Annotated in this window: 1 protein-coding gene (only partly in view); it reads right to left on the bottom strand. The window is 71.3% G+C overall.

Features of this window, described 5'->3' with window-relative positions; translation table 11 throughout:
• A protein-coding gene (locus tag ACLBXX_RS07845) for a hypothetical protein (RefSeq protein ID WP_447657580.1) crosses the window boundary here: on the bottom strand, nt 1-16828 show its start. The gene continues 17519 nt to the left of window position 1, outside the view; 16828 of the gene's 34347 nt are visible here — the first part of the coding sequence; the start codon lies at nt 16826-16828; its stop codon lies off the left edge, out of view.
• Nucleotides 16829-16971 lie beyond the last annotated feature (143 nt).

The following is a 16971-nucleotide window of genomic DNA, read 5'->3' as shown; positions in this document are numbered from 1 at the left end:
CATTCTTGACCGCGCCCTGCGCGAAGTCGATCACCCAGCGCCCCATGCCGAGGTCGTCCGTGCCGATCGCGTAGCGGAAACGGGTCGTGCCGCTGATCCGCACTGCCGCGGTGAGCAGCTCGGAGTCGGTGATGGCGTCGGCCTCGACTCCCTGGGTCTCGGCGAGCGAGGCGCGCGTCAGGACGTCGACGCGTGCGCCGTCGGCCATGTAGAAGGCACCCGTGCTGTCGACCTGCAGCTCGGCGAGCGTCATCCCACCCGCGGTGGTCACCGCCAGGATCGGCACCGGGCGTGTGAAGGTGAACACCCGCGGCGGGTCGGACCCGCGGGTGAGGGTGAACTTCACCTGGTCGGTCAGGACGCTCGCGAGGTCGAGGCTCGCACCGGCCGCCGGCGTGTAGGAGATGTCGAGGTACTTCGTCGAACCGGCTGCCCCGTTGACGACGCCGACGTCGATCGTGCCGCCGTTGGTCGTCGGACCTCCGAGGTCGATCACGGGCGGGGTGCCGGTGGCGATCGGGTCCGCACCCTCGACCACGTCGAAGGCCACCTCGTTGCCGGACGAGTCGCGGAAGCCCATCCTGAGCTTCCCGTAGATGGTCAGCAGTCGCACCTGGTCGGGGAAGTCCGCGAGGAAGAGCACCGTGGCGTCGCCGTTGGCGACCTTCGACAGATCCGCGTACAGGCGGCCGCTGATGGAGATGTTGTCCTGTGCGAAGTTCAGCTTGCCGATGATCAGGATCTTGCCGTCGGTCGAAATCTTGACGATCACCTGACCGTTGAACACCGCTTGCGACGTGAAGATCGAATAGATGCGGGCGGACCCGGTGATCACCATGGGCGACGTGAACGCGGCGGCGAAGCCGCTCTGGCCCGGGTTCGTCGAGATCGTCCGGGCCTGCAGGGCGACCTGGTTCTGCAGCGACAGCAGCCACTCGGCGGCCGAGAGCACGGTCGGCAGCTGGAAGGCCGACGAGCGCAGGGCGAACGGATCCTCGATCGACGGCAGCGTCTTGAAGAACTCGACGCCGGCGGCGAAGTCGTTGAGCACCAGGCCGATCTGCGGCACCAGCATGATGCCGCCCGGGATGTTCGCCGTGATGTAGACCTGCAGCGGACCGAGCTCGGAAAGGCCCAGTCGCAGGCCGAACCCGGCGAGGCCGGCGATCGAGATCGTCCCCTCGAGGCCGAGGTAGAACACACGCTGATGCACCGCCGTCGTCGTGTCGAAGACGCCGATGATCGAGTAGTTCGAATCGAGTTTCAGGATGCCGCCGACCAGCCCGGCGGACACCTCGCCGCCGAGCATCTTGCCCTTGACGGTGACGCCGATCGAGTCGATGCCGATGATCGGGAACTTGCCTTCGAGCAGCAGCGACGGCTGGATGCGGATGCCCTGGATGGCGCCCGTGATCTGCAGGCCCTGCAGCCCCTGGATGCCGGTCACGCTGGCCGACAGGATCAAGACGAAGTCGCCAGGGCGGTTCTCGATGTCGTCCCATTGGATGCCGATCGCGTCGATGCGTACCGGGAGGAACGCCGGCCACTTGAAGCTGTCCCCGGTGGCGGAGCCGACCGAGAGGAACACTCCGAAGCCCGGGAGCGCCTTGAAGGAGCCGTCGCCGGTGATCGCGAAGTTGCGGCCCTCGCCCGCGATCACGAGCGAGCCGATCGTGACCTTCGCGCCGACGGCCTGCAGCTGGACCATGTATTCGGCGCCCTCGGCACCGGTGTCGAGGCGGAAGTCGCGGGCCGTGAGGGTCACGTACGTGCCGAGGCGGATCTCGAGGGTGTCGACGGTGAGCTGGAACGCGTCGACCTTGCCCCCGCTGAAGGTGAGCGCGATGCGGAACGCCTCGTCGTCGGGCGAGCCGTCCGGCCGACGGTCGTCTGCCGTCAGACGGTCGGTCAGGGTGGCGCCGTAGGCGCGACCGGGGAAGAGTTTGGCGCCGCCGGTCGCGATGTAGATCTGGCCCGTGAACCCGGCGGTCTCGGAGCTCGGCGCGCCGGCCGGCGGGAAGCGGACCTCGAGGCCGGAGACGCCGACACGGATGTCGTCGAGCTCGAGGATCCCGCCGAGTGTGATCTTCCGGTCCGCCGCCGTCGGCGCCAGCGCGTTGCCCGGATCCGGCGTGCCGCCGGCCGCCGGGGCGATGCCGTAGGCCAGCTCGGCCGTGCCGAGCCGGAAGCCATTGCCGTAGACGGTCAGTCCGGGGATGAGTCCCGCCCCGAGTGCCACGTCGTTGTTGGCGGTGATGTTGGAGGACGCGGCTGGGTTGTAGGGCCGCAGCGACCCGGTGATCCCGAAGGACGGGAGCGTGATCGTGGCGGTGTTGATCTTGACGATCTCCTGGTCGATCGCCCCCTTCGGGTCGTACGCGATCTTGATGCCTGTCGCCTGGAGGCGGGCGACCCCGGGGATCTGCGCGTCGAGCGCGGCGACCTGCAGCCCCCACTTTCCGGTGAGGCGGATGTCGACGTTGCCGCCGAGGAGCCCGAACACGTCGACGGCGAGCTCGAACGAGCCCTGGATGCCGATGAGGTCGACCGTCACACCCGAGTTCGTCTGCGCCGCCGACTGCTGCCCCGTGGTCGGGTTGCCGCCGAAGGCGAGCGAAGCCCGCTGGACGCCGACGATCACCGAGACGAGCACCTTTCCGTCGGCGAACCCGAAGCCGCCGAGGCCGATCGTCGGGCCCTGCAGCGTCAGCGGACCGAGTGCAAGGGGACCGCCGGTCGTGATCTCTCCGGCCGCCGCTGGCGACACGGTGACCGACAGGCTCTGCGTCCCCTGCGTCGGCCCGCCGGACTGCACGATCGCATCGCGGTCGAGCACGATCGAGATCGTGCCGGTGCCGGTGAACAGGCCCAGCGTGTTGTTCGGGTTCTTGTCCTTGAGGAAGTACCGGTAGGTGACGCTGGTCGAGCTCGCGGCGGCGCCGGCGATCAGGAGCGGCGCTCCGACGATCGTGGGGCGCGACCCCGTCATCTCGAGGTCCCCGACGAGGCCGCTGATCGTGAACGGCGCGACCGTCGCGTTCTCGATCGGTCCCTTGTCGATCGGGTCGGCGGGGAGCGTGCCGCCCGCCCCATCGGGTTTCGGCAGGTTCGTGAACGTGATGTCGATGTAGCCCTGCGCGTTCAGCTGGGCGAGGCTGATCGCCGGCGTGGCGATCGACGCGACCGGGGCGGATACTCCGCCCGGCGCGACGGGTGCCAGCCGGAAGAACTGCTCCTGTTCGCCGACCAGCGACGCGCTTCCCGCGGTCACGCTGCCGTCGATGAAGGTGATCGTGACGATCGCGGCGCCGGGCAGGGCGGGGCCGGTGATCGCGTAGTCCCAGGTATTCGGCATCCCGGCGACCGCCACCGCCGTGCCGGGCGTCCAGGTGCCGGACGCGCCGGCGACGCTGATGGAGAACTCGGGGTCGACGTCGGTCACCGAGGTCGCGAGGATCGTGCCGCTCGAGGGCGTGAAGCGCACCCGCAGCGTCGTGATGCTCGATCCGTTGAACACCGAGCCGCGGACCGGGTTGACGAGATCCGCCGTCACCACCGGGGCGGGCTGGGAGCAGATGGGCCGCGGATCCGCCGCGACGCAGGCGGTCTGCGCGACCGGCATCGCCGAGAGCATGGAGAACGCGGCGAGCTTGAAGTTCACCAGCTGGAAGCCGTTGACCGGCGAGATCGTGAAGCTCGCCAAGCCGCTCATGCTCGCGACGCTCGTGGCGCTGAAGCCCACGAAGATCGAGGCGTTGGACAGTGCGAGCGCCAGCGTTCCGTCGATCTGACGGTTGATGCGGAGCGAACCGCGCAGGCTCACCGTGTCGCCCGCCCGGATCTCCATGCCGGTCGCGGCGAAGCTGAAGGCGCCCGCCGCGACGGAGCCGGCGGCGATGGCGTTCGCACCCGATCCGGTGGCGCTCGAGAAGGTGAAGGTCGTGGCGTCGGAGGTGTTCACCTGGAACTGCACCGTGCCGACGATGTTGAGCCCGTCGAGCCCGAGCAGCGCGAGCTCGCCGGTCGCGCGCAGCGCCCATCCGGTGACGTCGCGCTTGAAGTCGACGGAGGCGTTGCGGATCAGCACGCCGACGGCGGCGGGATTGAGCCCGCCGCCCGCGAGCTTCGACGGCCCCGATCCGATGAAGATCTCGAGTCCAGACCCCGAGAACGCATCGCCGCTGATCGCGAACTGACCCGCGCGGATCTCGAGCACGTCCCCAAAGCTGAAGTCGAGGTCCTGCACGATGAACTGGAAGACGGGCGCCGCGGGCACGTCGAGCGTGAGGGTCTCGCCGCCCACGACGATCGACTGCGTCACCTCCGCGCCCGTGGTGTTCACGGTGAAGCCCAGCGAGGCCGACGCCGAGAAGCCCGGCACCGTGACTTCGGCCTTGCCCGTGATGATGCCCGCGATGCCTCCGGTGGCCGTCGTCCTGACCGGGCTGGTCGACGTCGTGGCGCCGGGGGAGAAGACGACGAAGAAGCCGGAGCCCTCCACGATGCCGGGGTTGTCGCCGCCGGTGTCCTCGCCGGCGTCGAGCGTCACGTTCGCGAGCGCGATCTTGCTGACCTGGTTGACGCCCGAGCCGATCCGCTCGAAGGCGAAGTCCGCGGTGATCGTGAGGGTCTCGGTGCCGTTCTGGATGCCGATCTCGATGTTCTCGGCCGCGACGCGCAGGAACGGACCCTTGGGGAGCCGCAGCACGCGGACATTGGCCTGCAGGGCGGCCTGGTTGCCGTTCGCGTTCCAGGTGACGGTGTACTGGCTGCCGGCGAGAGCGACCGTCACGCGGTCGGTGGCGGCATCCGAGTCGAGGAGCGCCTCGATCGCGGCATCGACGACGGATGCTGCGGCCCCGACGTCGATCGGACCGCTGATCTCGCTCGCCTCGAGCACGCCGTCCTTGTCGGCGTCGATCGCGAGCGTGAAGTTGCCGCTCGGCGCCGAGACGGTGATGCGCTGGACCTCGGCCGAGCCCGCCTTGCCGTCGGCCACCGTCGTCACCGAGACTCCGGCGAACCGGAACACCTCGTTCACGACGACGCCCTGGCCGTTCGTGACGAGCGTGTTCAGCTGCAGCGTGAGGTCGGCGGTGATCGTGAGGGGCAGTCCCGGGGTGGTGACACTGCCGGCGATCTCGCCCGCCATGCCGGTGGGCGTGATGATGAACGCGCCGCGCCCGTTCGTCAGCCGAACCCCGACGTCGTCGGCGGTCGACGCGAGGTCGGCCCCCGGGTCGCCGAGGAAGAGCTCGACGTCGGTGAAGGCCATCCGCACGATCTTGGCGCCGGCGGCGGTCTTGGTCTGCTCGAAGACGGCGACACCCTTGAGCGTCTGGCCGAGGATCCCGATCGCGGCCGGGTCGCCGACGAGGCCCACCTGTACGCGGAGCGTGTTCTTGGGGATGGAGAACGCGACCGTCGATCCGCCGACTTCGAGCGACGGGTTCGCGTCGACGGTCGTGTTGTTGACCTGGACGATGACGTCGGCGTCCACGGTGACGCCGGGCAGCACGGCGGAGTTCAGCGTGAACCCGGCGATCAGCGCTCCGGCGATGCCGCTGCGAGTCACCTCGATGATCCCCGACGAGATGGTGGCTGTCACGTAGGTGCGGGTGCCGTCGCCGAGCTCCAGCACCACGTCGGAAAGCGCCAGAGTGATCCGGCCGCTCGGGGTCTCCTTCGCGAACGCGAAGTCGCCCGTGAGGCGCTGCCCCATCACCTCGAGGGAGATGTCGAGCCCCGCGACCTTGAGCCCCGAGGCGATCGTCGCGCCGTCGACCGGGTACGGGTTGAGGAGCGTGTTGATCTGGACCTCGAGCGCTCCGGAGAACGACACGCCGGGGATGAACAGCTCCACCGTCGCCTGGATGCGCCCCGCGATGCCGCCGGCGACCGTCCCGCTCTTGCCGACGATGTCGAAGGCGCCGGAGCCGTCGCGCACGACGACGACGTCGCGATCGGGCGTCCCGAGGCGCAGCGACACGTGGGCGAAGCGGATCTTCTGAGTGGTCACGTCGTCGGGCGTGCCCACGCTGCCGTCCGGACCGATCGCCGTGGACTTCTCGAACGAGATGTCGGCCGTGAGCTGCTGACCGGCGATCGTCAGCGTGAGCGCGGTCACCCCGACCCTGAAGTACGGACCGGCCGGAAGCTCGAGCGTGAGCGTCTGACCGCCCACGACGAACTCCTCGTCGACCGCGACGGGGACGATCTTGGTGCCGACGGTCCGGCGCATGTCGCTGATCTGCACGCCCACCTTCGCGGTGGCCTGGATGCCGGGGCCGAGGCGGATCGACGCCGTCGCGGAGATCGACGCGCCGATGCCGGCGCTCGTCACGAGCACGAGAGCCGTGCCGCCCGTGAGCCGCATGCCGATGTCGTCTGCGACGTCGGCAGGGGAGTCGCCGGGGGTTCCGCCGTCGTCGCCCACGAACAACGCCACATTCGTCGCCGCGATGCGCAGGATGTTCACGTCGTCGGACGTGCCCGCGCGCCCGTCGGCTCCGCCGCCGCGCACCTGCTCGAACAGGAAGGTGCCCGACAGTGACTGGCCGAACACCGTGACCCCGCCGGTCACCTCGACGCGTACGAATCGGCCGGCCGGAAGGTCGAGGCTCAGTGCGCCGAGCGTCGTCTTGACGGCGGTGGGCGCGGTGTTGATCTGCAGCCGGATCGCGAGTCCGGTGCCGAGCGAGAACGGGATGGCGTCGAGGCCGACGAGGGCGATGTTCGCCGAGACGTCGACCGCCATGCCGGCGGAGGTCAGCAGGAACGCGCCGGTCCCGCCGGTCAGGCGCAGCCCGACGTCATCGGCGTCACCGGCGCCCTTCGGGTCGCCCAGGAAGAGCCGGACGTCGGATGCGGTGACCTTGACGACGCGGGAGGCGCCGACGCCCGCCTGCTCGAAGGTGAAGTCGCCCGTGAGCGTCTGGCCGGCGAGATCGAGGGCGAGGTCGTTCACCGAGAGGGCGAAGGCCTTGGTTGCCGGTCGCGTGTCGATCGAGAGGGTCATCGCGGAGGAGGCGGTCACGCCGGGCACGGTGAGCGCGACGGTGCCCGACACGGAGCCGAACATCCCTGTCGCGCCGAGCTCGAGCGTGCCCGCGCCAGCCGCAAGCGTCAGGATGTCCGTCCCGCCGTCGCCGATCCGCAGGCCGACGTTCGCGAGCACGATCGTGGTCGTGGTCCCGGAGCGCTCGAACGCGAAGTCGCCGGTGAGCGACTGGCCGGCGATCGCGAGGACGACGCCCGTGCCGCTCACGCGGACGGCGAGGTTGCCGGGCAGATCGAGCGCGACCGTGCGTCCGCCGACGGTCACGGACTCGGTGACCGGGGTGGCCGACTGATTCATCGCCAGCGCGAACGAGCCGGCGATCGTCACCCCGGACGGCAGCAGTGCGCCGAGGTCGAGCGTCCCGCCCAGACGCATCGCCATGCCGGCGGGCGTCAGGACGATGATCCCCTCGACGCCGGTGAGGATCGGCGCATCGGATCCCAGCCGCACTTCGCCTCCGGCCACGGCGATGACGGTGCGCGCCGACCCGCCGCTCGACGTCGCCTGCTGGAACAGCAGGTTCGCGGTGAGGGTCACGTCGCCGATCACGACCGCGATGCCTTCGCCGGCGATCCGCAGGTACGGCCCGGCCTCCAGTCGCGTGTGCGAGGGATCGGCGAGCACGATCGCCTGGGTCGACCGGTTGATCTCGAACCGCAGCGCGGACGCCGCGACCGTGACGCCGCCGCCGAGAGAGATGCTCGCACCTTCGATGGTCAGGATGCCGGCGAGCCCGGTCGCGCCGATCTGCAGCGCTCCCGTCAGCGAGAGCTCTCCGATCGGCGCTCCGAAGTCGGCGACCGCGGCGATCGAGATGTCGACGATCCTGACGCCGCCGACGGTGCGCTGCGAGAAGCCGACCTCACCCTCGGTGAGCAGGAATCCGCCGATGTCGATGGTGATGTTCTCGCCGGCCACGGAGATCGAACTCGCCGCCGGATCGGTCGTGTCGAGCACCACCGCGAAGTCGCCGCTCACGAGGATCCCCGGCAGCGTCACCGCGAGGGTTCCGCTCACGGTGCCGGCGACGCCGGTGGCGCTGAGGACGAACTCACCCTCGCCTCCGGTGAGCGACACGAAGTCCGTGGTGCCGTCGCCGAAGCCGGCGCTCGCATCCGCGATGCTGATCACCGTGGTGGCCGACGGGCCGCTTCCGGACTGGGTGAACGTGAAGTCGCCGGAGAGCCGCTGCCCCGCGACGACGATCGCCACATCGGTGCCCTCGACGCGGAGGAAGGGGCCTGCGAGCAGGTCGAGCGCGACGGTGGTTCCGTCGACCTGGAAGCTCTCGTCCACCGCAGGGCCGGAGTTGACCGCGACGGTGAACGTGCCGCTGAACCGCACGGCGTCGCCGGGGACCAGGAATCGGACCGTGCCGGTGATGCGTCCGGCGAGCCCCGAGTCCCGCATGAGGAATACGGCGGAGCCGTCGGTGAGCCGAACGCCCGCAGTCGTGGTGCCGAGCGACAGCGTCAGCGCCGACGCGATGATCACGGTCGTGCTGGGTGCCGGAGTGCCCGGGGGAGCGCTCGGCAGCACCGGCCCGCGCACCTGCGAGAAGACGAAGACTCCGGACAGGGTCTGTCCGGCGATGGTGAGGGCCGCCGGCGCGGCGAGGGTGCCCACCTGAACCCGCAGCGAACTCGCGGGCAGCACCACTCCGCCGACGGTGCGGGCCGCCGTCGAGGTGTTGAGCTGCAGGCCGATGTCGCCCGTCAGTTCGACCTCGTCGCCCGCGTTGAGCGTCAGATTCGCGACCAGGACCGTCGCGAGGCCCTGCGGTGTGAGTTCGAGCGTCCCGGCGGCGACGGTGGCGATAGCGACGCCGTCTCCGAGACTGAGGGTGAGGGGCGACCCGCCGTCGCGGGCGTCGGCCCCGAAACGCACGCGCAGCCCGCCCCCGGCGAGCGTCTCGAAGGCGAACGTGCCGGTGAGCTCCTGCCCGGCGACCGCGAGGGTGAGGTCGCCGACCACGAGCAGATGCGGTGCTCCGGCTGCGCCCTCCGCCACGGTGACGGCATCGTCTCCCGTGCCGAGCACCTGCTCGGTGGTGGTCTCGTTGTAGGAGATCCACGCCGTGCCCGCGAGCGTGACGCCCGGGATGCCCACGAGCTCGACCGTTCCCGAGATCGCGACGACGCGGCTGCCGGTGGTGCCCTTGACGAAGCCGTTGACGCCGGTCAGGTAGAGGCCGACGGCGAAGGGGTTGCGTGCGTCGTCCTCGACGAATCCGGGACCTTGCCCGACGAAGACCGTGAGGTCGGACACCGCGAGCTCGGCGCCGCTGAAGTCGACGCTGCCGATGATCTCGACGAAGTCGCCGAGCTTGATCGAGCCCGACACCGCCAGGGCGATGAAGGCGCCTCCGGCGTCGGCGATCTCGTCGGCCGCGAAGACCAGCGGCACGTCCACTCCACCGACCGTGATCGTCTGGTTGAGCGGCTGCGTGGTGCCGTTGTACCGGACAGCGACGGTGGCCTCGGCTTCGAGCCCGCCCGCTGCGGCTGCAATGGCGCCGGAGAACGTGCCGACGATGCCGCCGGTGGTCAACAGGAACGCGCCGCGACCGTCGACGATCTCGAGCCCGTCGCCGCCTTCGGGCGTCAGGGCGACCGAGACGTCGCTGAACGCGATCGTCGTGATACCGGTCGCGGTACGGCTGAGGAGGAAGTTCCCCGAGAACGACGGGCCGCCCGCGACGCCCAGCACGCCGCCGGTGACGGAGAAGTGCAGGAAGGGGCCGGCGGGGACGTCGATGCCCAGGTCGGTGCGGCGCACCGCCGCGGTCGACGTGTTGATCGCGAACGCGATGTCGCCGCCGAGTGTGAGACCCGCGGGGAGCGAGAAGATCCCGGTCACGCTGCCGGAGAAGCCGGCAGCGACACCGCCGGGCGTCACGATCAGGGCCCCCGACCAGTGGTGCGCCGCGGTGACGTTCACGAACGTCCCGAGCTGCAGCGTGAGGTCGGTCACCGCGAAGGCGACCTCGCCGGTCGGGGTGCGGCTGATGAGCACGCGGGCGGCGCCGAGCGACTGGCCCGCGACCGTGATGCTCGCGCCGGTCACCTCGATCTTGAGGCCCGGCTGCACGACGACCTCCGCGGGTCCACCCGGGTCGAGCGTCACCGCGGCGAGGCCGGAGTTGACCTGCACCGCGACGTCGCCGCTCACCGCCAGCCCGGGCACCGTGACTTCCAGCGTGGCCGCCAGCGAGCCCGCCATGCCGGCGGCCGTGATCCGGAAGGACCCCTGGATGCCCGTGACGCGCACGAGGGGCGATGTCGGGGTGCCGAACACGATGACGCCGCTCGACACCGTCAGCGTGAGCGCGGTGCCCTGTGTGACGACCTCGATGTCCCCGGCGAGGGACTGGCCCGCGATGACGATCGCGACGTCGTCGCCCACGACCCGCAGATACCCGCCCGATCCGCCCGCGGGGAGGTTCACCGACACGGTGCCCGTACCCACCCGGACGGTCTCGTCGACCTCCCCGGAGGTGGTGTTGATCTCGATCGTCAGCGTCGCGGCGATGCTGACGCCGGGCACACCGGTCAGCGCGGCCGTGCCCGTGACGCGGCCCGCGAGTCCGCCGGTCGACGGCAGCACGAAGAGCGCCTCGCCACCCGTGAGCGACAGCGCCGCGGAACCCGCCCCGATCGAGACCGAGACGTTCGTGAGCGCGATGCGGGTGACCACAGAGTCGTCGGTGCCGCCCGCGACGCCGTCGGCGCCGTAGGAGGTCGCGCGTTCGAACGCGGCATCCGCGCGGATCCGCTGATCCAGCACCGTCAGGACGACCCCCGTACCGGCGATGCGCAGGTACGGCCCCGCGGGGACGTCGATGGTCACGGTGCCGGCGCCGACCTGGAGCGTGTCGTTCACCGCGAGCGAGGTCGTGTTCACCTGCAGCTCGAAGGAGCCATCGAGGGAGAAGGCCGAGCCCGACACGCCGACCGTGAGCGAGAGCGAGCCGGCCACACCGTTCGGGGTGACGACGAAGAGCCCCGAGCCGTCGCTCACCGTGAGCGGGCCGAGGGCGAGGGCGACGTTCGCGACGCCGACCCGCACCACCGTGCCGGTCGCGCCGGCCACCTGCTCGAAGGTCACGTCGGCGCTGAGCGACTGGCCGAGAACGATGATGGTGAGGTTCTCGCCGCCGACGCGAATCAGGCCGCCGGGGAGGGCTTCCGACCACCCGGCGACGGTCTGCGCCGTGCCGGTCGTGTTGAAGGCGACGGTGATGGTGCCCGTCACCGCGATGTCGGAGACCCCGAACGCGACGGCGACGGTGATCGCGCCGTATGCCCCCTCGGGTGCCAGCACGATCGTCGCCGTGGAGCCGGTGCCGGATGCCGGCTGGCTCACCGTGAGCAGCGGGGCCGCTCCGCCGAGCACGATCCGCGTGTTGCGAAGGGTGAGGGTCAGTGTGCCGCCGTCGTCGACGACCTCGATGTCGGTGGTCAGCGTCTGCCCGGCGATCGTGACCGCGACCGCCGTGCCGGCGACCCGCACGTAACCGGTCGCGCCGCCCGCCGGGAGGGCGAGCGTCAGGGTCTGACCGCGGACGAGGAACGTCTGGTCGACGGCATCCGTTCCGGTGTTGAACTCGACGGCCAGTCCGGCCGAGAAGGCGACGCCGGGGACGTCGAGGGCCAGGTCGCCGGTGATGCGGCCGGCGAAGGTCGAGGAGGCGCCGGCGGACGACAGCAGGATCAGCGCGGCTCCGCGCGACAGCACGAGGGCGCCGCCGGCGAGCCGCAGCTCGACGTCCGTGGCGGCGACCCGCAAGAGGGTCTTCGTGGTGTCCGGCGCACCCCCCACGCCGAGCGGCGTGACCCGCTCGATCGCGATGTTCGCGGTGAGCGACTGGCCGAGCACCTCGAGCGTGAGGCCTGCTCCCTCGAAGCGGAGGTACGGACCGGCGGCGACGTCGAGCGCGTGGGCCGTGGTTCCGACGACCACCGCCGCCTGCACGCGCGCTCCGGTGGTGTTGAGCACGAGGGAGAGCTCGCCCTCGAGGCTCGCGTCGGCGCCGAGGCGCACCGAGATCGTGCCGTCGATGCGTCCGGCGAAGCCTGCCGCCGTGAGCACGAGGATGCCGGATCCCGCGCTCAGCCGCACGCCCAGGTCGTCGTCGAGAGCGGTGCCGGTGTCACCAGGGGTACCGCCGTCGTCGCCGAGGAAGAGCGCGACGTTCGTGAGCCCGACGACCGTGGTGGCGACGCCGCCGGCCGTCACCCTTTCGACGGCGATGTCGGCGCGGATCGTCTGACCGAGCACGGCGAGGTCGAGGCCGGTGAGCGCGACCCTCAGGTACGGACCGGCGGGGAGCGCCGCGGCGCCCACGGTCACGGCGGCCGCCGACGTGTTGATCGCGAGCTCGGCGAGCACGGCGTTCACGCCGAGCGCGGCGATCGTGATCGTGGCGCTCAGGGTGCCCGCCACGCCGCCGGAGCGCACGACGAGGTCGCCCTGGATACCGGTGACGGCGACGGCATCCCCGAGGGCGATCGCCCCGTCGCTGACCGAGAGGGTGAGATCGGTGCCGTCACGGCCGAACGAGAACGTGCCGCTCAGCGATTGCCCGCCGAAGGCGAGCGTCGCTCCGCTGACGACGAACTCGGTGATCGCAGCATCCGTGGCGAAATCGACCAGCACTCCCGGCGCGGTGCTGCCGGGGATCTCGATGGTCTGGGTGACCGCCAGGCCGGTGTCGTTGACGCGCACGCTGGTCGTGCCCGTGATGGTGACGCCGGGCACGCCGATGATGCTGACCGTGCCCGTCGCGACGAACGCGTGGCCTCCGCCCATTTCGACGAGGCCGATCGTGGCGTCGGTGAGGAGCACTCCCATTGCGAGAGGGTTGAGCGCCCCGGATTCGAGGAACGCCGGGCCTCGCCCGAGGAAGATCGTGAGACCGGATGCTGCGACCACGCGCACCGGCACGCCGCCGATGACCGTGTCGCTGAAGGTGAGGTTGCCCTCGATGGTGACGAAATCGCCGATCGTCAGGGTGAGGTCCGACGCGGTCAGGCTGAAGATGATGTCGCCGCTCGCCGGCGCCGGGAGCTTGAAGACCAGGTCCGAGCCGCCGACGCGCAGAACCGTGTCGATGGCGACCGCCGTGGTGTTGATCTGCAGCAGCACGGTGCCGTCCACCGACACCCCGCCGCCGCCGAGCGACGCCGACCCCGACAGGAAGCCCGCGACACCGTCGGCGCGGAGGATCAGCGCACCCGACCCGTCGAAGAGCGAAGGGTCGGAGTCGCCGTCGAGCGTCACGGCGACTCCCGTCATCGCGACGATCGTCTCCGGCACCCCACCCGGCGCGGTCGATCGGGTGAAGGCGAACGAGCCCTCGATCGTGCCCGCCCCCAGGATCTCCGCGGTGAGCCCCGACACCTCGACGCGAAGATACGGTCCTGCCGGCAGGACGCCGCTTCCCGCGTCGAGCGGCCCCGGCGTCGTGTTCACCGCGACGCTCACCGTCGTTCCCGTCACGGAGAGGAACTCGGGCACGCTCAGGTTCGCGGTCGCCGAGATGCTGCCGGCGACGCCGGCGGGGGTGATCACGAACGCCCCCGTGATGGCCGAGACCGAGACGAACGAACCGAGGCTCGCCGTGCCGCCGGTCACCGCGACCCGGTAAGAGGCCGACCCCGACGTGACGGTCCGCTCGAACCAGACGGTGCCGGTGATCGACACCCCCGCGACGGTGACCACGAGGGAGGAGGCTCCGACTCGGAACGCACCGGGCGCGATCGCGCTGTGTGCCGCGGTGTCCGTGTTGAACTCCACGGTGAGCGAGCCGGCGCTGATGCCCACGCCGGGAAGGACGAGGGCCGGTGTACCGGTGAAAGAGCCCCAGACGCCGCCGGCGCCGACGCCGAGCGTCGCCGTCACACCGGTGACCGTCAGGATCCCGTCGCCGAAGGCGAGGCTGCCGTCGGTGATGCCGATCGTCGTCACGCCACCGGTGCGCTCCACCGAGACGGAGCCGGTGAGGCGCTGCCCGGCGATGGTGAGCACGACGTCGGTGCCCGCCAGCTGGAGGTAGCTCGCGCCTCCGGCCGGGAGGACCAGCGCGACGTCCGTCGCGCCCACGGTGACGGTGGTGTCGACGTCCGCACCGGTCGTGTTCAGCCGCACGGCCAGGGCGCCCGTGAACGAGACGCCCGGCAGGGCGACCGCGACGACTCCGGTGAACGAGGCGGCGACGCCGGCAGCCGAGATCACGAGCGCCCCTGCGCCCTTCGTCAGCGTGACGACGGGCGTGCCGCCCGCGGAGAACACCAGTCGGCCGTTCGCCACCCCGGCGCGCATGATCACCGTGCCGGCGGCGTCGACGCCGCGTTCGAACGTGAGGTCGGCGGTGAGCTCCTGACCCGCGACCGTGACCACCGTGCCCGTGGCCTCGATGCGCAGATACGGTCCGGCGGGCAGATCGCCGACGGCGGCGGATCCGGTGTTCACCGCGACGCCCACCAGCGATGCGAACGAGAAGCCGGTGACCTCGGACGTGATGCCCGCGCTCAGCCGCCCGGCGACGCCCGTCGGCGCGATCGTCAGGGATCCGGTGATGTCCGAGAGGGCGAGGAGGTCGGTCGTGCCCGACGTGATCGCGAAGGCGCCGCCCGCGACGGTGATCCGCGTCTGGGTCGCGCCGCCGACGACAGCGCGCTCCACCGTGAACTCGTCGAAGGTGATCTGCTGTCCGGCCAGCGTCAGGATGACGCCCGTTCCGCTCACGCGCACGTGGCGATCCGCGGCGGCCGTGCTGAGGTCGAGGTCGAGCGACGTGTCGAGGGCGAGACCGGGCACCGCGATCCGCAGGTCGCCGGTCAGCGTGGCGGTGGCCTCGCCTCCGTCGAGGGTGAGGGTGCCGGCGCCGTTCTCGAAGCGGGCGGAGGCCGCGCCGGCGCCGAAGGCGAGCGACAGATTCGCGACAGTCACGGTGAATCCATCGGCCGTGGTGGCGAACTGCAGGTCGCCCGTCATCGCCTGGCCCAGCACCGTGATCGTGAGGCCGGTCCCGCTGTAGGAGTCGCCTTCGGCCACGGCGAACACGATCGCGACCTCACCGGTGCCGTCGCCGAGCGCGACGACCTCGTCGACCGCGCCGGTGAACCCGTTCACCCGCGCGCGGAAGAGGCCGCTGACCGCGACGTCCGTCCAGCCGGTGAGGGACACCGTGCCGCTCGCGTCGAGCGCCATCGTGGTTCCGGTGGCCGATGACTCGACGTACAGCCCGACGACCGCGCCCGACAGCGCGAGCCCGCCGCCGAGGTCGATGCCGAGGTTCCGGGCCGCGATCGCGACCGCCGTGGTGCCGGCGGCCGTGTCGATCTCGACGCGGCCCGCGAGTGTGGCGGTCACGAAGCCCGTCGCGACGACCGTCGCGGTGAGCACGCCGCTGACGCCGGCGGGAGCGAGCACGAGGGTGCCGCCGCCGTCGGCGAGGTCGAGGGTCTGCGCGCTGCCCGAGGCGAGCGTCGCACGGAGCTCACTGACGATGAGCGTCGTGACGCCCGCCGCATGCGTGATGCGCACCCTGCCGCTGAGCGTGGTGTCGGCGATGTCGAGCTCGACGTCGCCAGCCAGCGCGAGGCCGTCGGCGCCGCTGTAGCTCAACGTCGCGTTCGACACGGTCAGACCCGAGCCGCCGGCGCTGAAGCTCACGGTGCCGCCGGTGAGCGTGAAGTCGACGTCGCCGGTGTCGTCGCGGGAGACCAGGCGCAGCGTCCCGCCGGTGATCTTGACCGCGTCGCCGAAGGCGGCGGAGACCCCGGTTGCCGTGATCGTAAGGTCGGAGCCGTCCTGGCTGAGCGTGGCCGACGTCACGGCCAGCGCCGCGATGTCGGTGCCGCCCGCCGACACCGAGATGCCGAACGACGTGTCCGGTGTGGCCGGGCCCAGGGTGATCAGCAGGCTTCCGGCGTCGAGCGTCGTCGCGGCCGCGAGCGTGTACGTCGCGCTGACCGCGGCGCTCGCCTGGATGCGCAGAGCGCCGACGGCGAGGTCGAGCCGGAGCGTCGCGGTGAAGCTCGCGGTCCCCGTGTACGGCGAGGTGAGCCCGCTCAGCGAGATGGACAGGTGGATGCCGGTCAGCGAAAGTGCGTCGCCGAGCACGATGTCGTCGAGGTCCTGGTCGTACGGGTGGCTCGCGACGTACGCCTCGAGCTGCTGCACGATGATGCCGACGATGCCGGCCAGCGGGGAGCCTGCGACGTAGTCCGAGAAGTGGGGGAGCGCGGCGGTCAGAGTGCCGGCTGCGGCATCCGCGGTGGTCGCGATCGCCTGGACCGAGCCGTCCGGTGCGACGTACCAGATGCGCGGCTGGCCGATCGTGCTCGCGACGGCGATGGTCAGCACCGGATCGATCAGGAAGGTCGAGATCAGGGTGCCGGTCCGGGCGTCGTATGCCCGGAGGTCGAAGACGGCGGAGCGGGTGAGGATGCCGGGGACCGCAGCATCCCGCGCGGTGATCGTGACCCAGGCGTCGGCGGGCAGTGCGCCTGCGGCGAACGAGAGGGTGGCGCGACCGAGGGTGACGGTGCCGCCTGCGGCGGCGGAGACGAGGATGGCCCCGGCAGGCGGCGTGATCGCCGGCGTCTGCGCGGAGGGCGAGATCTCGAGGGAGGCGGTGGGGTCGAGGAGGGTGATGGCGGCGTCGACGTCGACGCGGAGGGAGACGGGTCCGTCGGACGCCGGGGGGCCGCGCCCGGCGTGGAGCACCACGTCGCCGCCCGACAGGATGTGGCTGTTCACGCGCACCGTTGCGGCACGCAACAGGGACGGGAGCAGGAAGGTCTCGCCGCCGAGGGCGCCCGCGCCGCCGGACGTGGTCGAGCCGGGGCCCCGCGCCGGGGGGGGGGGGGGGCGGGGGGGGGGGGGGGCGGGGGGCGGGGGGG

The sequence above is a fragment of the Microbacterium sp. C23T genome (assembly GCF_053345975.1).
Note: the sequence above shows the minus strand (reverse complement) of the source record. Positions and strands in the feature narration are given on the sequence as shown.